Origin of the sequence: Streptomyces sp. NPDC050704 (assembly GCF_040654355.1) — a bacterium.
Classification (GTDB): Bacteria; Actinomycetota; Actinomycetes; order Streptomycetales; family Streptomycetaceae; genus Streptomyces.
The window spans coordinates 1-18,008 of the sequence record NZ_JBFAHW010000167.1; the positions used below are offsets into that span (position 1 = coordinate 1).

Annotated in this window: 14 protein-coding genes; 7 read left to right on the forward strand and 7 right to left on the reverse strand. The window is 71.8% G+C overall.

Annotated features, from left to right (window positions below; genetic code table 11):
- Window positions 1–281: 281 nt before the first annotated feature.
- The 3 genes from AB0I18_RS47735 to AB0I18_RS47745 all read right to left on the reverse strand — a co-directional run bounded on the left by AB0I18_RS47735 (window position 282) and on the right by AB0I18_RS47745 (window position 4,017).
- Window positions 282–1,094, reverse strand: a complete 813-nt coding sequence (locus tag AB0I18_RS47735) for a hypothetical protein (protein ID WP_363112119.1) — start codon at window positions 1,092–1,094, stop codon at window positions 282–284.
- A gap of 62 nt (window positions 1,095–1,156) precedes the next feature.
- On the reverse strand, window positions 1,157–2,431 hold the full coding sequence (locus tag AB0I18_RS47740) for a VWA domain-containing protein (RefSeq protein WP_363112120.1): 1,275 nt from the start codon (window positions 2,429–2,431) through the stop codon (window positions 1,157–1,159).
- A gap of 32 nt (window positions 2,432–2,463) precedes the next feature.
- On the reverse strand, window positions 2,464–4,017 hold the full coding sequence (locus AB0I18_RS47745) for an IucA/IucC family protein (protein WP_363112121.1): 1,554 nt from the start codon (window positions 4,015–4,017) through the stop codon (window positions 2,464–2,466).
- A 110-nt stretch (window positions 4,018–4,127) separates the two neighbouring features.
- Here AB0I18_RS47745 and AB0I18_RS47750 point away from each other — a divergent pair, with 110 nt between their 5' ends.
- Both AB0I18_RS47750 and AB0I18_RS47755 read left to right on the forward strand, forming a co-directional pair.
- Window positions 4,128–5,654 (forward strand): IucA/IucC family protein, encoded by a 1,527-nt coding sequence (locus tag AB0I18_RS47750; RefSeq protein WP_363112122.1) that lies wholly within the window; start codon window positions 4,128–4,130, stop codon window positions 5,652–5,654.
- Between the two features lie 44 nt (window positions 5,655–5,698).
- The gene (locus tag AB0I18_RS47755; RefSeq protein WP_363112123.1) at window positions 5,699–7,963 is read left to right on the forward strand and encodes a tetratricopeptide repeat protein; all 2,265 of its coding nucleotides are present in this window, start codon (window positions 5,699–5,701) and stop codon (window positions 7,961–7,963) included.
- Here AB0I18_RS47755 and AB0I18_RS47760 read toward each other — a convergent pair whose 3' ends face one another.
- Window positions 7,964–9,559, reverse strand: a complete 1,596-nt coding sequence (locus AB0I18_RS47760; protein ID WP_363112124.1) for a CDP-glycerol glycerophosphotransferase family protein — start codon at window positions 9,557–9,559, stop codon at window positions 7,964–7,966.
- Between the two features lie 291 nt (window positions 9,560–9,850).
- Between AB0I18_RS47760 and AB0I18_RS47765 the strand changes: the two genes are divergently transcribed.
- Complete coding sequence (locus AB0I18_RS47765) at window positions 9,851–10,786, forward strand: HipA family kinase (protein ID WP_363112125.1); 936 nt, start codon at window positions 9,851–9,853, stop codon at window positions 10,784–10,786.
- Window positions 10,787–10,790: 4 nt separating this feature from the next.
- Window positions 10,791–11,102, forward strand: coding sequence for a SelT/SelW/SelH family protein (locus tag AB0I18_RS47770; RefSeq protein ID WP_363112126.1), 312 nt, complete (start codon window positions 10,791–10,793; stop codon window positions 11,100–11,102).
- A gap of 21 nt (window positions 11,103–11,123) precedes the next feature.
- Here the strand turns inward: AB0I18_RS47770 and aceB are convergent, their stop codons facing one another.
- A complete protein-coding gene (aceB, locus tag AB0I18_RS47775; protein WP_363112127.1) occupies window positions 11,124–12,758 on the reverse strand; it encodes a malate synthase A in 1,635 nt (544 codons plus the stop codon).
- A 224-nt stretch (window positions 12,759–12,982) separates the two neighbouring features.
- Window positions 12,983–13,582 (reverse strand): nucleotidyltransferase family protein, encoded by a 600-nt coding sequence (locus AB0I18_RS47780; protein WP_363112128.1) that lies wholly within the window; start codon window positions 13,580–13,582, stop codon window positions 12,983–12,985.
- Window positions 13,583–13,780: 198 nt separating this feature from the next.
- Here AB0I18_RS47780 and AB0I18_RS47785 point away from each other — a divergent pair, with 198 nt between their 5' ends.
- A complete protein-coding gene (locus AB0I18_RS47785) occupies window positions 13,781–14,095 on the forward strand; it encodes a DUF5955 family protein (protein WP_363112129.1) in 315 nt (104 codons plus the stop codon).
- An 82-nt stretch (window positions 14,096–14,177) separates the two neighbouring features.
- Here AB0I18_RS47785 and AB0I18_RS47790 read toward each other — a convergent pair whose 3' ends face one another.
- Window positions 14,178–14,978 carry an IclR family transcriptional regulator gene (locus AB0I18_RS47790; protein WP_363112130.1) on the reverse strand — a complete coding sequence of 267 codons (801 nt, stop codon included), beginning with the start codon at window positions 14,976–14,978 and terminating at the stop codon, window positions 14,178–14,180.
- 266 nt (window positions 14,979–15,244) lie between these two features.
- Here AB0I18_RS47790 and allB point away from each other — a divergent pair, with 266 nt between their 5' ends.
- On the forward strand, window positions 15,245–16,621 hold the full coding sequence (gene allB, locus AB0I18_RS47795; protein ID WP_363112131.1) for an allantoinase AllB: 1,377 nt from the start codon (window positions 15,245–15,247) through the stop codon (window positions 16,619–16,621).
- A 92-nt stretch (window positions 16,622–16,713) separates the two neighbouring features.
- A complete protein-coding gene (gene alc, locus AB0I18_RS47800) occupies window positions 16,714–17,853 on the forward strand; it encodes an allantoicase (protein WP_363112132.1) in 1,140 nt (379 codons plus the stop codon).
- The last annotated feature ends 155 nt before the right edge of the window (window positions 17,854–18,008 follow it).

Here is an 18,008-nt window from a genome sequence, read left to right on the forward strand (position 1 = left end):
CGACCGCGACGCCCGGCACGCGCCCCCACCCTCGAACCGGCTTCGCTCGGCTCGGGCGGGGGGACCCCCACCGCCGCACGTCGCCGCAATACAGGTGGCTCCGCCACATGACCTGCACCGCCGCACACCGAGGGCACGCACCGACCGCCGCTGCGCCCGCGCTCCGCGCGGACGACGGGGGTTCAGGCACAGGCTCTCCCCCTCGTCGGACGCCAAGAGGCCCGCCGCGCCATGGAGTTGGCGCGACGGGCCGCATGCCCTGAACGGACCGCCTGAACGGATCAGACAGTCGGCGGAACCCGCGAAGGCCGCCCCACCCCACGGGTCAGCGAGTACCCGGCGACACCCGCGAGCGCCGCCAGTACGCCGCCCACCGCGGTCCACACCCAGCGGTCGGACCACCAGCCGGAGGCCCAGCCGTCGTCGGGCTCGATGCTGGACAGTGCGGCGACCGACGTCCCGGACTCCTCGTCATCGTCCTCGGCCGTCACCGCGATCCCCGGGACCAGCGGCTCGGCCAGTGCGCCGTCCACCGCGGCCGCCCCGCCGATGTCCTTCGAGTCGACCTGGACCTCGGCACTCACCGGCAGCCCGAGGTCACCGGCCTCGATGCCGACGACGGTCAGCCGGACGTAGTACGTGCCCGGCAGCGGATCGTTGGCCCACGCCTCCGACCAGGCACGGACGGTGCGCAGCGTGCAGGACAGCTCCACGGAGACGGCTTCCTGGGTGGACTGGGCGGCGGTCCGAGTCTGCGCCCCGTACTGGCACGCCTGGCGGCGCCGCAACCCGTCGTACACGTCGACCTGCCAGGTCGCGGCGGCATGCGCCGCCGGCAGCTTGACCGTCGTCCGTACGGTGGGCCGCTGCCCCGCGTCCGCGGGGAACGACCAGTACAGGTAGTCGCCCATGGACGCGCTCGCGGTGGCCCGCTGACCCTGGTCGACCTCGGTCGCCGTACGGAAGGAGGTGCCCGCCGAGGTGGGTGCGGCGCTGTCCTCCGACGGGCTCGCCGAGGGGGTGGAGTCGGCGACCGCGGGGGACACCGCGACCGCGAGCGTCAGCAGAGCCGCACTCACCGCCGCACCTGCCATCCGGGGGACCATTCGGGGGACACTCCGCACTCGTGTGTTGCTCAACGCGCGGTTGATACGCATCAGTTGGTCCTCCAGACCGCGAACCGCCAACGCGAGATCCAGCCCCACAGCACACCCGCGAGGAAGCCGGTGAGTACCAGGGCGCCGAGCAGCCACCAGCCGCGTCCGAGGCCGAACGAGGCCACGTCGCTCGACGTGTCCGGGCCGTCGACGACGTCGACGGTCAGTTCGAGCGGCAGACCGGGCGTGGTCTTGACGCCGGAGGCCGCCGAGAAGGAGTTGGCGACCTGGAGGCAGACGATCTCGGCCGCGGCCTTCTCGGAATCATCGCCGTCGCGCTCCGGCTTGGGGTAGCGCAGACCGGCGGACATGACGTCGGTCCGGCCGGTGCCCGTCGCCTCACCGCGTACGATCTCGCGGCCCCTGTCGGTCACGGCCCGCAGCGACACCCCGTAGTCCGGGTTGACCTGCCGGTCGGCCGCGACGCTCACCGAGGCACGCAGCTCCTGGCCCGGCAGGACGTCCACGCGGTACCAGCGGTGCTGCGCGAACTCCTCGCGGTCGGTGTAGAGACCGGACTTCAGCGTGGGCGCCTTCGCGCATTCGGCGGCGCCTTCCACGGCGACCGGCGTCACCACCGGATCGGCGGCCCGGTCCACCAACTGGTTGACCTTGTCGGTGAGTTCCTCGGTGTGCTCGACCGAGGTGTACGTGCCGCCGGTCGCCTCCGCGATACAGCTCAGCTGCTGCCGCATCTTGGTGTTCGGCACCAGACCGAGCGTGTCGATGGTGAGGCCGATCCCCTTGGCGGCGATCTCCCGGGCCACCTCGCACGGGTCGAGCGGGGCGCAGGTGTCCTCGCCGTCACTGATGAGGACGATGCGCTTGGTGCCCTCGCCGCCGTCGAGGTCGTCGGCCGCCTTGAGGAGCGCGGGGCCGATCGGGGTCCAGCCGGTGGGCGCGAGCGTCGCCACCGCGGTCTTCGCCTCGGTGCGGTCCAGTGGCCCCACCGGGTACAGCTGGGCGGTGTCCTTGCAGCCCGTCTTGCGGTCGTCACCGGGGTAGTCGGCGCCGAGTGTCCGTATGCCGAGCTGGACTTCCTCGGGTGTCGCGTCGAGCACCTCGTTGAAGGCCTGCTTCGCGGCGGCCATCCGCGACTGGCCGTCGATGTCCCGGGCTCGCATCGAGCCGCTGACGTCGAGGAGCAGGTTGACCTTGGGTGCGTCCTCGCCGGTGGGTTCGCCGGCGACGGCTCCGGCCGGGAGGGCGAGCCCGGCCGTCATGGCGGCGAGCAGGGCGCAGGCGCCCGCCGCCAGCCGTTGTCTTGTGATCATCGCCGGATCCTATTGATCAAAGGCCCCGACCATCAAAACGAGCGGTCGGCGAGCGTATCCGGGAGTGGACCGAGGAGCGGATTGGGGAGGTGTGCCCAGATGTCGCCCGGCCGTTCCGGCGACAGCCGCATCAGGGTCAACGCCTTGGTGGGGAGCGGCTCTTCGAGGAGAGCGGTGAGGTCCGGTGTGCGCGGCAGGTCGCGTACGGCCGTGGACAGCGCCTCCCGGAGCGCGGGCCCCGATCCAGCCGTTGCCGCCAGCGTGCCCGCGACGAGCGAGCCGAAGAGCTTGCTGCGCAGCACGGACTCGTCGTCCGTGACGATACGGCCCGTCAGATCCGGGACCGGAATGCCGTGCCGGGCCAGCCGGGCCGGGCTGATCCGGATGTCGGCCAGGTCGCGGTATACGAGCCGCAGCGGAGCGCCGGTGTCGGAGAGGACCACCAGCAGGTTCTGTCCGTGCGCCTCCAGGGCCACGCCGAGGTCGAGCAGGCGCAGACCCACGGTGAGGGTGAGCCGGGTGAACCCGGCGAGCCAGGCGGGGGACCGGGGCAGATCGGTCGCGGAGAGGGCGGCGACCGGGACGACCAGCTCGCCCGCTCCGGCGTACGCGTCGGGGGGCTCCCTCAACACCGCTGCAAGATCCGGGGTATTGGCGGTGACCGCACCGAGCGTCCGGGTGATGTGCAGCAGTCCGTCCAGACGTCCGGCCATCGCCTCCATGAACGACGAGACGGTCGCCGCCGACTCGATCGAGTACACCGAGATGTCCCGTACGGAGGACGTCAGCCGTGCGCTGAGGGCGGTCTTGACGTGCGGCCCGTCCGGAACCGCGAGCGTGCGCAGGGACATCAGGGGATGGGCGGCGATGCCCTCCCCGACGGCCTTCTCGTCCTTCAGCACATGCCGGGCCTGCCACGGATGGACGGGCACCAGCACCCGCCCCGACTCCCGGTAGGGCCACTCGCCCGCCACCAGACAGGCATCCGCCGGCACGGCGACCAGCCCCAGCTCGACCACCGGCCGGTGCTCGGGCGCGTACGCCAGCTCCTCGGCCACCGAAAACCCGGGCCGGGAACGGCAGTTGGGGTGGAACGGATGCCCGTCGACGATCCGCTGCTCCCACCCCCAGGAGGTGCGAGGCTCGTCGGAACCGCGAGGATTCCCGGACGCCGCCGACTGGTTGGCGCGGGAGAGGGCCAACGAGGCGACGCTGTCGGCCAGTTCGGCGGCGAACGCCTTTCCGTGCGGCAGGCCGAGCGCCGTCATGAGCGCGGCCGGGTGGTCGTACGCCGTCCCGTCCAGCTCGACCTCGGTGACCGTGGCGGCCGTCGCGTACGGGTCCGAGCGCGGACCGTGCAGCCGGCGGCCGTCGGCCAGGTGGAGCGTCAGCCCGTCGCGCCCCGCCTCGCGGCGCGTGAGCCACGGCAACGGCTCATGGGCGAGCCCGCGCCACAGCCGGGAGAGGACGGCCGCGCGGGCGCCGGGCAGCTCGGCCGCGTACGGGACCAGCAGGTCGGGGCGTGCGGTGCGCAGCTCGGCGGCGAGAGCGGTCTCGGTCTCGGCCGGGGTGCGGGGACGGTGCACGGAGGGCTCCTCGGGTGGGGGGACGACGTCGCGGCCGGGTACGACGCCGGACATACTGAGCGTCAGTGCACCGTATGCAACGAATGGATCGCGTGGACTCCATGCCCCCCATGCCCGCTATGCACCCCCGGGACGGCGTCGGTGAAGCAGCCGACGCGTACGCGGCCGCGCCGCTCCTCAACTGTCTGCTGCGGGAGGTCGCCGAGCCCGCGGCGGAGTCCGAGGGGCCCGGCGGGCGGCGGGTGTACCGGCTGCCCGCCGGGGGACGGCTCCTGCGGGTACGCGGCGGACGCCGGCCCGCCGAGCCGGAGCTGTGCACCGCCGGGATCTGGCAGCGCCTCAGCCACGCCGAACTGGTCAAACTCACGGCAGAGGAACTGCGTCGCCACACCGGCCTGTCCAATTCCGAACTGCCCACGGAGATGACGGACAGCCGGGACGCGGTGGCGGCGATCCTGTCGGCCCGCGAGGGACTGACACCGCCCCCGGACCCGTACCGGCGCTCCGAGCAGTCCCTCATCACCGGACATCCGTACCATCCCGCTCCCAAGGCCCGCGGCGGCGGCCCGGTCGCCGGCTGGCTCCCGTACGCCCCCGAGGCATACGCCGACTTCCCCCTCGTCCTGCTGGGGCTGCGCGAGGACGCGGTCGCCGAGGAGGGCGACACGCGGGCGCTCGACGCGCTGGGCGAGGCCCCGCCCGGCTACCGCCTGCTGCCCGCCCACCCCTGGCAGCTCGACCTCGTCGGCACCCGCCCGGAGATCCGCGAGGCCTTCGCGGACGGCCGGCTCGTACGACTGGGCCGGTCCGCCTCCCCGGCCTGGCCCACGGCGGCCATCCGCACGCTGTACGTCCCGGACGCCGACCTCTTCGTGAAGTTCAGCCTCGACGTCCGCATCACGAACGACATCCGCCGCCTCTGGCGCCACGACCTTCTCGAACTCCGCCATACGGATGAGGCGGTGAGGTCCGCTTTCGCGGCGGAAGGCGGCTCCGCGGCCTGGCTGAGCGACCGCGGCTACCGCACGGCCGACTTCGCCTTCGAGGAGCTCGCCGTCCTCGTACGCGACGGCCTGCGCGAGCAGGTGGCACCGGGCGCGACTCCACTGCTGGCCGCCGCGCTGACGGAAGGCTTCGAGGGCAGTCCGCTCGACACGCTCACCGACCCGGCCGCCTGGTGGACAGCCTATCTGCGCCAAGTCGTCCCACCTGTACTGACGTTGTTCGCGCGGCACGGGGTCGTACTCGAAGCGCATCTGCAGAACACGGTGGTGGCCGTGGACACCGACGGCATGCCGGTGCAGGCCCTGTTCCGGGACGCGGAGGGCGTGAAGCTGCTGCCGGACGTGACGCGGGCGGCCGGGTGGGAGCGGCTGGTGTACTGCCTGGTCGTCAACAACCTCTTGGAGATCGCCGGCGCGTTGGGGGAGCGGTATCCGGGAACGGAGCTCTGGGCGCCTGTGCGGCGGGAGTTGATCCGATGCGGTCGGGGGCTGCGGCTGCCCGAGGTGGAGGAGCTGCTCAGCTCTCCCGGCCTCCCCGGCAAGACGAACCTGTTGCTGCGCTGGACGGGGGCGGACGGCGCGGACGCACGCTATCTGCCGCTCCCGAACCCCTTCCGCACGACGAACACTTGATGGCGCCTCAGCTCTGCCTGGACAGCCCTGTCTAGAGTTGCCCCGTGACTGGGGAGACGTACGGCGACGGGGTGCACCACAACCAGGTGGGCGGGCAGGCGCGTATCGGCAACGTGGTGCAGTCGGGGCACATCGAGCACTTCCACCTGCACGGCGCCGAGGTTCCGCCGCCACGTCAACTCCGCCCGGAGATCCGGAACTTCGTCGACCGCGACACCGAGCAGGCCCGGGTCTTCCGGGCCGCCGGCGAGTGGCAGGGCGAGGACCGCCCGCTCGTGGTCTCGCTCAGCGGTCTGAGCGGCGTCGGCAAGACCACCCTCGCCTTCCGTCTCGCACGGCGGCTCGTGGACGAATGGGGCGCGGACAGCGGCGTACTGTACGTCGACCTGGAACCGCTCAGGCGGGACGGCGGGGTCGAAGTGGCCGCGGCGCTCGGGGAGTTGCTCTCGGCCCTCGGAGTGCGTGAGGAGTGGCTGGGGCGGACGTACGAGGCGCGCTCGGCGCAGTACTGGGACCGGACGCGGGACAAGCGGTTCGTCGTCCTCGTCGACAACGTGCGCTTCGGCTCGGAGGCCGAGGCACTGCTGCCCGCCTCCGAGGGGAGCGTGGCCGTCGTCGTGAGCCACGGTCCGCTGTACGACCTCGGGGGCGACGACGCGGTCGAGATCCCCTTGTCCCCGCTGCCGGACGAGGACGCGGTGCGGCTCCTCACCGGGATCGTCGGTGACACCGGACTGGTCGACGAGCCCGCTGCGACCGGTGAACTCGTGCGGCTGTGCGGCGGGTTGCCCGCGGCGCTGCAAGTGGCCGGGCGGTGGGTGCGACGGCACCGGCGCCACCGGCCGGAACGGTTGCTGGCCGGTTTCGCCGAGGAGTTGCGGGAGCGGGGGATTCCCGTGGTCGAGGCGGTGTGGGACGCGGCGTACGAGGATCTTGCGGAACCGGCCCGCCGTCTCTACCGCCTGTTCCCGGCCGGGCCGGCCCCGGATCTGCCGTTGGCCGCGATCACCGCGCTTCTCGGCGAGGGGCCCGACGCCGCCGAGGACGCCCTCCAGGAACTGGAGAACGCCGGGCTGGTGGAGGGGGAGGAGGGAGAGGGTGAGAACGCGGGCGAGGGGCGGCTGCGGATGCATGACCTGGTGCGGGTTCACGCGGCGCGCCGGGCCGAAGGCGAGGGCTCGGGTGAGGGCTTCGGCTCTCACGGGGGTGGCGGTAGCGGCGGCTTCGGACCGGGTGACGGCGAAACCGCCGACGCGGGCCCCCACGGGACAGGAACAGGGACAGGAATAGGGGCGGGTGCAGGCGCAGGCGACGGTGATCCCGTGAATCCCGGCCCCGACCCGGGCCTCCGCGAAACCGCCGACGCGCGCCGCCGCATCACCCGCTGGTACCTGCGGCAGGCCCAGCGTGCCGACCGGCTTGCCGCCGGTCCACGGATGACCTTCGGAGCGGAGGCGCACCCCGTACTGGGCGCGCCGGACGTCGAGTTCGGCGGCAAGGCCCATGCCCTGCGCTGGCTGGCGGCGGAGCGGCACGCACTGTGCGCGTGCGTGCGGATCGCGTACGAGGACGGGGCCGACGCCGATGCCTGGGCGCTCTGCGAGCCGTTGTGGACGCACCACCTCGATCACCCGCACCACCCCGATGTCGTCGAGGCGTTCCGGACGGGCCTCGCGGCGGCACGGCGCGCGGAGCACCTCGCGGCCGCGGTCCGCATGCGCTGCCAGCTCGCCCGCCCTCTGTGGGAGCGGGGCGACTACGCGGAGGCGGCCCGCGAACTGGACGCCGCGGTGAGCGGCGCCCGCCTGCTGCCGGACTCGGAACGCAAACTCCGGGCCTCCGCCCTGGAGTTCCGCGGCAAACTGCGCGCCGTACAGGAGGAGTGGGAGGCCGCCGTACCCGATTTCGAGGCGTCCCTGCGCATCCACCAGGAGCTCCCCAACCCGTACGGAGTCCTCCTGCTCACCCACCTCCTCGGTCAGTGCGCCGCCGGGCTCGGGCAACTCGACTCCGCCCGCGAGCTGTTGACCCGCGCACACCAGGACGCTCGCGAGCAGCGCCGGGAACGCATGACGGCTCGTACCGGATTCGAGCTGGGCCGGGTCCTCCAGCGGCTCGAACGGGTCGACGAGGCCCGCGCGTTGTACGAGGCCGCCCTCGCCTCGGCCCGGGAACGCGAGTCGACCTTCGACGAGGCACGCGTACACGACGCGCTCGGCGACCTCGCCGAGCGGACCGGAGACACGACGGCCGCGCGTACGCACCGGGAGGCGGCCGCCGAGATCCGCCGACGGGAGGGCGCGGTCTGATCACTCGGCCAGGTGGACACGGTAAGTCCGTTGCCCTATAAGGCAGTTGAGCTCCCTGGTGCCGGAGGTGCCGGACGCCAGAGCATGCACAGCCGACAGGATCGCGGCCGGGTCGGGGTGGAACACCCGCCCCTGCTCCTCGCACGGTTCGATCCGCACCCGGAGCAGGGTCTCCGCGCTGTCCCGTCGCCGGACCAGGCACCGTTCGGGACCGAGAATCACCCCGGCGGTACGGCAGTTGGGGTACCGGGCGAGCGCTTCGGCGGTCCATCCTTCGGGCGTCCAGGCCACGGCGGCGCCCTCGTTCGTGTCCTCCCCCTCGCCCGTAGCGCGCCGGTACAACAGGCCCGCGCTCTGCGCGTGGTGCGTGCCCACCATGTCCTCCTCCGCCGCGAGATGGTGGGAGGGCACGTCGGTGCGCGCGGGCCGGCGCTCGACGCGTACCAGGCCGTCGTGCACGTCGGTCCGTACGGCGAAGGCGGCCGGACCGTCAACGGGCCTGCGGGGCAGGGGAAGCAGCCGAGGGTCGGGCGGCGGGGACACGGGCGTGAGGCCGAGGCGGTCGTACAGCTCCGCCCGCAGCCGCTCCAGCGCCCGCCCCTGCACGGAGACGTGGAAGGCCGCTCGCCCGGCTTCCAGGCAGACGCCGGGGCGATGAGCGGCGAGGAGTTCGCCCAGTTGGCCAGGGTCCCTCAATCGCGGGACGGCAGCGAGGAGTTGGGCCATCGGCGTACTCGGAAGCAGTTCGCCGCCCCCGCCGTACGCGGCCACCATCGGCCGGTCGAGGGCGGCGGCGTACAGCGCGGTGGACCCATGGTCGGTGACCACCGCGTCCGCGGCTACGAGCAGCGTCGCCCACTCCTCGTGCGGCCGGGCGAGGAACACCTCACGAGGCAGCCGCTCGGTGAGGTCGAACGTCCCGGGGGAGCTGTGCACGTTCGGGTGGGCGACAAGGGCCAACTGGTACTCGTCGAGCGGCAGTTGGGAAGCCAGCTGTTCGGGGAGCGTGGGGCGGCGGGCCAGCAGGGACTCAGGACCCCAGGTCGAGGCGAGCACGATCAGTCGGCGGTCGCCGGTGCCGAGAGCGGCGCGGTAGCGGTCGCGGAGCGGCTGGGACTCCAGGACGCGGTCCAGGGTCGGGTCGCCGACGACGGCGGCCCGGGCGGCCGCGGGCGGACACCGGTCGGCGAGGCGGGCGAGCTGACTCGGGTGGGCGAGCGCGTGGAGTGCGGCGAGCGGACGGTCGCCGCGCATCAGAAAAGCCGGGTCGAGCCCGGACGCCGAGTCGTCCGCGCCGTCCCCGCGCACCGTCTTGTTGAACCCCGCGCCGTGCGGCAACAGCACGATCGGGCCGTGCAGCCGGTCCAGCTCGCCCTTCGGACTCGCGGCGACGATCAGGTCGTACGACTCCGAGACCGCCACGTCCCAAGGGACCCCGCGGGCGCCCACCGCCTCCAGCGCGGCGAGTGCGTCGATCCCGAAGTCCGAGCCCGGGGCCAGTGTGAAACGCCGCCGGATCCGGTGATCACCCTCGAAGACGGGAAGCGTGTCGAGCACGCGATGCAGCGCGGCCGCCGACCGCACGGCGAACAACACGGTCCTGACCCGCGCGACACCCTCGACATCCTCCGGCTCGCCCCGCAACCCGGGCCCGGCCGCCTGCGTCCCTGCGTCCCTGCGTCCCTGCGTCCCTGCGTCCCTGCGTCCCTGCGTCCCTGCTGACGCAGTATTCATCCTAGTCTGTGCCGGTACGTCAGGTATGGTGTTTCCGCAGGTCAGGTGAGGTATCTCGGGGTCGGCGGGCGGCATGTCCGCGATCGTACCCAGGGTGGTGGCGGGCCGAAAATACCGATCAGGCGGGTGGCTCGCTGAATTACAGTGGCCCGTGTGCTGCGCGAAGTGACCGCCGATCGATACGTGACCCCGCTGAGGGCGGGCGGCTCCGTGCCCGGAGTCGTCGAGGCCGACGACCTGGGAACGTACGTCGTGAAGTTCACGGGCTCCGCGCAGGGGCGCAAGGCGCTGGTGGCCGAGGTGATCGTGGGAGAGCTGGCGCGCGCCCTGGGCCTGCGATTCCCCGAGCTGGTCCTCGTGCACTTCGACCCGGCGGTCGCCGCGCACGAACCCCACCAGGAGGTCCAGGACCTGCTCCGCGCCAGTGCCGGGCTCAACCTCGGCATGGACTATCTGCCGGGCGCCGCGGACTTCACACCGGAGACCGCGAAGACCTTCCCGGTCGACCCGCTGGAGGCGGGCAAGGTCATCTGGCTGGACGCGCTCACGGTCAACGTGGACCGTACGACGCACAGTTCGAACCTGATGGTCTGGCCCACGTTCGGCATCGCGCCCCCGCGCCTGTGGCTGATCGACCACGGCGCGGCACTCGTCTTCCACCACCGTTGGGACGCCTCGTCGCCGGAGAAGGCGTACGACTTCCGGCAGCACGCGCTCGGCGGCTACGCGCCGGACACGCGCGCGGCCGACGCCGAACTCGCCCCGAGGGTGACGGACGAACTCCTGCGCGAGGTCACGGCCGAGGTCCCGGACGCCTGGCTGACGGAACTCATGGAAGAGGAGTCCGGTTTCGCTTCCCCCGACGAGGTGCGCGCGGCCTACGTCGGCTATCTCAGTGCCCGGGTGAAGGCGTCCGCGGCCTGGCTCCCCACCGACTTCCCCACCCGCGAACAGCTCGCCGCCGAGGACGCCCACCGCGCGGCGAAGACCCGGGAAGGCCGCCCGAACTGGCTGAAGCGGGTCCCCGACCTGCACGGCAAGCCCGCGGCCGAGCGGGACTGGTCCGCGCACTTCGAAAGGAAGCCCTGACCCCGTGACCGCCCCGACGCCCCCGCCGTCCGAGCCTTCCCCGGCCCCCGCGCACCGCGTGCAGATCGAGTACTGCACCCAGTGCCGCTGGCTCCCCCGAGCCGCCTGGCTGGCGCAGGAACTCCTCACCACCTTCGAGCAGGAGCTGACCGAGCTCGCGCTCAAGCCCGGCACCGGTGGCGTCTTCGTCGTACGCGTCGACGACGAGGTGATCTGGGACCGCCGCGAACAGGGCTTCCCGGAGCCCACCGCCGTGAAGCGCCTCGTACGCGACCGAGTGGCCCCGGAAAAATCCCTGGGCCACTCGGAGAAGTAGCACGTGCGCGGCTGAGCCGGCTCAGCCGACCAGCTGCTCGTACGCCGGCAGGGTCAGGAAGTCCGCGTAGTCCTCGTCGAGGGCGACCTTCAGGAGCAGGTCGTGGGCCTGCTGCCAGTTGCCGGCCTTGAAGGCCTCCTCGCCGATCTCGGCGCGGATGTCGGCGAGTTCCCGGGCGGCGATCTCGCGGGCCAGTTCGGGCGTGGCCTTCACCGTGTTCCCGGCGTGCTCGAACTCGACGCCCGCGTTGATCCACTGCCAGATCTGGGAGCGGGAGATCTCGGCGGTGGCCGCGTCCTCCATGAGGTTGAAGATGGCGACCGCGCCCATGCCGCGCAGCCAGGCCTCGATGTAGCGGATGCCGACCTGTACGGCGTTCACGAGACCCGCGTACGTCGGGCTGGCGTCGAGCGAGTCGACGGCGATCAGGTCGGCGGCCTTGACGTCGACGTCCTCGCGGAGCCGGTCCTTCTGGTTCGGCTTGTCGCCGAGGACCGCGTCGAAGGACGCCATCGCGATCGGGACCAGGTCCGGGTGCGCGACCCAGGAACCGTCGAAGCCGTCGTTCGCCTCGCGGTCCTTGTCGGCCTTGACCTTCTCGAAGGCGACCTTGTTGACCTCCTCGTCGCGGCGGGACGGGATGAACGCCGCCATGCCGCCGATCGCGTGCGCGCCGCGCTTGTGGCAGGTGCGGACGAGGAGTTCGGTGTACGCGCGCATGAACGGGGCCGTCATCGTCACCGCGTTGCGGTCCGGGAGCACGAACTTCCGGCCGCCGTCACGGAAGTTCTTGACGATGGAGAAGAGGTAGTCCCAGCGGCCCGCGTTCAACCCCGAGGCGTGGTCGCGGAGTTCGTAGAGGATCTCCTCCATCTCGTACGCCGCCGTGATCGTCTCGATCAGGACGGTCGCGCGGACGGTGCCCTGCGGGATGCCGACGTAGTCCTGCGCGAAGACGAACACGTCGTTCCAGAGACGGGCCTCCAGGTACGACTCCGTCTTCGGGAGGTAGAAGTACGGGCCCTTGCCGAGGTCGAGCAGGCGCTGCGCGTTGTGGAAGAAGTACAGGCCGAAGTCGACGAGCGCGCCGGGTACGGGTGTGCCGTCGGCGTCGACGAGGTGGCGCTCGTTCAGGTGCCAGCCGCGCGGCCGCATGACGACGGTGGCGAGTTCGTCAGCGGCCTTCAGCGCGTACGACTTGCCGGAGTTGGGGTCGGTGAAGTCGATGTTCCGGGTGTACGCGTCGGTCAGGTTCCGCTGACCGAGGATCACGTTCTCCCAGGTGGGCGCCGAGGCGTCCTCGAAGTCCGCGAGCCAGATCCTGGCGCCCGAGTTGAGGGCGTTGACGGTCATCTTGCGGTCGGTGGGGCCGGTGATCTCGACGCGCCGGTCGTTCAGCGCCGCGGGCGACGGGGCGACCTGCCAGGAGTCGTCCGCGCGGATCGCGGCGGTCTCCGGGAGGAAGTCGAGCGTGGAGGTGCGGGCGATCTCGGCGCGGCGCTCGGTGCGGCGGGCGAGGAGTTCGTCGCGCCGGGGCGTGAACAGCCGGTGCAGCTCGGCCACGAAGGCGAGGGCCGCGTCGGTGAGGACCTCCTCCTGCCGGGGCAGGGGCTCGGCGTCGACGATGGCCAGCGGGGACGGCGCTGGTGCGGACATGAGCTGTCACTTCCTTCAGCGAGCTGACGTGAGTACACCGCGGCACTGGGTGCCAGGGGACCCAGATGCGGCTGATGGCGCCTGGAGGGCGGTCAGGCGCTTCTGAACAGTGGATACTAGTTTCCTCATGGTGGAAGTTCAATAATTTGTTGACGTCGAGATTCTCCGCTTCGAGGGAATTCGAAGAGGAGGTGGCGCTCGGTGCCACCCTGCTCACCCAAGGTTTACTCAAGGTGGACCAGGTCGCCCTCCGTGTCGATGTCGTACGGCTGCGCCACGTCACCGCACTCGACGAGCGTGATCGCGTCCGAGTGCTCCTTCAGGTAGGCGCGTGCCCCTCGGTCGCCGGTCGCAGTCGCGGTGATGCCCGCCCAGTGGTCGGCGCCGAACAGGACCGGATGCCCGCGCACCCCCTCGTACGAGGCCGAGACGAGCGAGGCCGGGGACCGGTACGCGGCGAGCACCCGCGCCACCGCCGCCGGCCCGATCCCCGGCTGGTCGACGAGCGAGACGAGGGCCGCCCGCGCGCCCGTGCCCGCGAGCGAGGCGAGCCCGGCCCGCAGGGACGAACCCATGCCGTCCTCCCACTCGGGGTTGTCGACGAGGACGCAGCCGGGGAGTTCGGCCCTGGAGCGCACGGTGTCCGACTGCGCGCCGAGGACCACGTGGACGCGGGTGCAGCCGCCTTCCCGCAGGGCGCGGGCCGCGTACTCCACCAGCGGCCGGCCCTTGTGCTCCAGGAGTGCCTTGGGGCGTCCGCCGAGGCGCCGGCCCCCGCCGGCGGCCAGCAGCAACCCGGCGACCTGCTCGTTGTTCTCCGTCATGTCCCCCTGCATACCCGACCCGGCGCGAGCGCGCCCGGCACCCTCCTGGACCGCACGCTATCCGGGGACTGAATTTCGGTCCTTGCAGTGGCGCCCACGCACCGGGTGGCGTTTACTGGCCCGCGTCCCCCGGTGCCTGACCAACGCCAAGGGATGTTCGACGTGTTTGCGCACAAGGGCGTGCGAGGGGGGAGAGCTGTGTTGCGGAGCTTGGGGCAGAGGCCAGTGACCGGCAGCGACGAGGATCCGAGAGTGGCGGAGTTGCGGACCGCGGTGTCCAGGCTGCGCCGCGAACTCGCCACGCATCCGGCCGAGTTCCCCGACCGCGGCATCGCGGAGGACGAGCTCGCGGCGCTCGCCGCGATGGCCGTCAGCGGTATCCCGGAGATCCCGCGGCTGCGCCGCTCGCTGCTCCTGATCGCCGGTTCCATCGGCTCGGTCAGCGCGCTGGCCGAGCGTCTCGCGGCCGTACGCAGCGCGGTGGAACTCTTCGGAGAGCCGCCGCGACGCTGAGTCCGGCCCGGCAACTAGCGTGAGGCGTACGTCAGTTGGGCGTCCTGCGTCAGCTGAATCCGCACGCTGAACCCGCTTACGCTCAGGCCGTCGGGCCCGAACTCGCCAACGCCTCCGACAGCTCCACCGCGACCTGCTGGAGCACGGGCACGATCCTCTCCGTGACCTTCTCCGTGACCCGGCCGGCCGGTCCGGAGATCGAAATCGCCGCAGCGGTGGGGGAGTTGGGCACGGAGACGGCGAGGCAGCGGACGCCGATCTCCTGCTCGTTGTCGTCCACCGCGTACCCCGCGCGCCGTACCTCTTCGAGGGCGGCGAGGAAGCCGTCCGGCGTGGTGATCGTCTTCTCCGTCGCGGCGGGCATACCCGTACGGGACAGGAGTGCGCGCACCTCGTCCGCCGGGACGTCGGCGAGCAGGGCCTTGCCGACCCCCGTGGAGTGCGGCAGCACCCGGCGGCCCACCTCGGTGAACATCCGCATCGAGTGCTTGGACGGCACCTGTGCCACGTACACGATCTCGTCGCCGTCGAGCAGTGCCATGTTCGCCGTCTCGCCGGTCTCCTCGACCAGGCGCGCCAGATAGGGGCGGGCCCAGGTGCCGAGCAGGCGGGAGGCGGACTCGCCGAGGCGGATCAGGCGAGGGCCGAGCGCGTACCGCCGATTGGGCTGCTGGCGTACATAACCGCAGGTCACGAGCGTGCGCATCAGGCGGTGGATGGTGGGCAACGGCAGTCCGCTGCTCGCGGACAGTTCGCTGAGGCCGACCTCGCCGCCCGCGTCCGCCATCCGCTCCAGCAGGTCGAAGGCGCGCTCCAGGGACTGGACACCACCGCTGGGAGCGGACGGTTTGGCGGGGGCGTCGCTGGCGCTGGACGTCGGCACGGGCGCGGGTCCTTTCAGACGGGCAGGCAAGGGGGCAGCCTACCCGGCAGTTGGTTGACTGCACGGTGGTGTGTAGTTACGTTCTGCGTGGCGAAATTCTAATTCCACTTTGTGGAAACGTACAGAGTGGGCGCCATGCGGCGGGACGGCGGAGGGGTGACTCTTGACGGCATGGGGTGAGGAGTGAAGACTCCTTCAACAGAACGTTGAATTCCGTTACGTGGAAGTAAACGGCGGAAGTGAAACGGCGGCAGAGAGGGGTCCGGGTGTCCGGCGACGGCTTGGTCGAAGACGGCGGATTGGTCGAACTGGTGCTGCGCTCGACGCGCGTCATCACTCCCGAAGGGACGCGCGCCGCCTCGGTCGCGGTCGCCGGGGGGAAGATCACGGCCGTGCTCCCGCACGACGCCGAGGTGCCCTCCGGGGCCAGGTTCGAGGACTTCGGCGACGACGTCCTGCTGCCCGGTCTTGTCGACACCCACGTGCACGTCAACGACCCGGGCCGCACGGAGTGGGAGGGCTTCTGGACCGCCACCCGGGCCGCGGCGGCCGGCGGCATCACGACGCTGGTCGACATGCCCCTCAACTCCCTTCCGCCGACCACGACGGTCGACCACCTTCGTACCAAGAAGGACGTCGCCCGGTCCAAGGCGCACATCGACGTCGGCTTCTGGGGCGGCGCCCTGCCCGACAACGTCAAGGACCTGCGGCCGCTGCACGACGCGGGCGTCTTCGGCTTCAAAGCGTTCCTGTCGCCCTCCGGGGTCGACGAGTTCCCCGAGCTGGACCAGGAGGGACTCGCCCGGTCCCTGGCCGAGATCGCCGGCTTCGGCGGACTGCTGATCGTGCACGCCGAGGACCCGCACCACCTCGCGGCGGCTCCGCAGATGAGCGGCCAAAAGGCCGTCAAATACGCCGAGTTCCTCGCCTCCCGGCCGCGCGGCGCCGAGGACACCGCCATCGCGAACCTCATCGCGCAGGCCAAGCGCCTCGACGCGCGCGTGCACGTACTGCACCTGTCGTCGAGCGACGCGCTGCCGCTGATCGCCGCCGCCAAGAGCGAGGGCGTACGGATCACGGTGGAGACCTGCCCGCACTACCTCACCCTCACCGCCGAGGAAGTCCCGGACGGGGCAAGCGAGTTCAAGTGCTGCCCGCCCATCCGCGAGGCGGCCAACCAGGACCTGCTGTGGCAGGCGCTGGCCGACGGCACGATCGACTGCGTGGTCACCGACCACTCCCCGTCCACGGCCGATCTCAAGACCGACGACTTCGCCACGGCCTGGGGCGGCATCTCCGGACTCCAGCTGAGCCTGTCCGCCATCTGGACCGAGGCGCGCAGGCGCGGACACGGCCTGGAGGACGTGGTCCGCTGGATGTCCACGCGCACGGCGCGGTTGGTCGGTCTCGACCATCGCAAGGGTGCCATCGAGGCAGGCCGGGACGCCGACTTCGCGGTCCTCGCGCCCGACGAGACCTTCACCGTCGACCCCGCCGCGCTCCAGCACCGCAACCGGGTCACGGCGTACGCGGGCCGGACCCTGCACGGTGTCGTCAGATCGACCTGGCTGCGCGGCGAACGCATCGTGTCCGACGGCGAGTTCACCGAGCCGAGCGGGCAACTCCTGACCCGGCACCCCTAGTTCAACCAGTTCGACCAGTCGAATCGGTTCAACCGGTTCACCGACACCTCCGCACCCGCAGCGGCCGACCCCGAGAGGCAGACCTGATCACCGTGACGGCGCAGCACCAATCCCCCTTGGCCCGTTTCACCGGCGACGCGAACCCCTACGGAGGCGGCGACCCGTACGCGGACCATCGCAGCGCCGACTTCCCGTTCGCCCAGTACGCCAACCTGGCCGACCGGCAGCTCGGCGCCGGTGTCATCGCCGCCAACGACGAGTTCTTCGCCCAGCGCGAGAACCTGCTGCTGCCCGGACCGGCCGAGTTCGACCCCGAGCACTTCGGGCACAAGGGCAAGATCATGGACGGCTGGGAGACGCGACGGCGCCGGGGTGCCTCCGCCGAGCACCCGTGGCCCACCGCCGACGACCACGACTGGGCGCTCGTACGCCTCGGTGCACCCGGTGTCGTACGCGGCATCGTCGTCGACACCGCCCACTTCCGCGGCAACTACCCGCAGGCGGTGTCGGTCGAGGGCGTCTCGGTGCCCGGCTCCCCGTCCCCCGAGGAGCTCCTCGGGGACGACGTGAAGTGGACAACTCTCGTACCCCGTACGGCGGTCGGCGGCCACGCGGCCAACGGCTTCGCTGTCGACGTGGAGCAGCGCTTCACTCACATCCGAGTCAACCAGCACCCCGACGGGGGCATCGCGCGCCTTCGCGTGTACGGCGAGGTCGTCCCGGATCCGAAGTGGCTGTCGGTGCTCGGCACCTTCGACGTCGTCGCCCTGGAGAACGGCGGCCGGGTCGAGGACGCGTCCAACCTCTTCTACTCACCCGCCACCAACACCATCCAGCCGGGCCGCTCCCGCAAGATGGACGACGGCTGGGAGACGCGGCGGCGGCGGGACCAGGGCAACGACTGGATCCGGTACCAGCTCGTCGCCCGGTCCGAGATCCGCGCGATCGAGATCGACACGGCGTATCTGAAGGGCAACGCGGCGGGTTGGGCGACGGTGTCGGTCTGCGACGGTGCGGACGGCGCGGACGGTGAGTGGACGGAGGTTCTCGCCCGCACCCGACTCCAGCCCGACACGAACCACCGCTTCGTCCTCGACGCCTCCGTCGTCGGGACGCACGCGCGCGTGGACATCTTCCCGGACGGGGGGATCTCGCGGCTGCGCCTGTTCGGTTCCCTGACGGAGGAGGGGGCGGCGGGGTTGGCGGCGCGGTATCAGGAGCTCGGGGGCTGACCCTCGGGGTTCCTCGCCCCCGCCGCCCCTACCCGTCCCATCCTTTTGGGGCTCCGCCCCAGGCCCCGTGGGGTTCGTTGTCGGGTGCGGGTGGGTGGGGGCTGGTCGCGCAGTTCCCCGCGCCCCTGGAGGGCGGGCTGCGCCCTGAGATCGGA

Excerpts from the sequence above, each read along its gene's own strand:
- AB0I18_RS47735 (WP_363112119.1), bottom strand. The coding sequence starts at position 1,094 with ATGGCAGGTGCGGCGGTGAGTGCGGCTCTGCTGACGCTCGCGGTCGCG.
- aceB (WP_363112127.1), bottom strand. The coding sequence starts at position 12,758 with ATGTCCGCACCAGCGCCGTCCCCGCTGGCCATCGTCGACGCCGAGCCC.
- AB0I18_RS47780 (WP_363112128.1), bottom strand. The coding sequence starts at position 13,582 with ATGACGGAGAACAACGAGCAGGTCGCCGGGTTGCTGCTGGCCGCCGGC.
- AB0I18_RS47750 (WP_363112122.1), top strand. The coding sequence starts at position 4,128 with ATGCCCGCTATGCACCCCCGGGACGGCGTCGGTGAAGCAGCCGACGCG.
- AB0I18_RS47740 (WP_363112120.1), bottom strand. The coding sequence starts at position 2,431 with ATGATCACAAGACAACGGCTGGCGGCGGGCGCCTGCGCCCTGCTCGCC.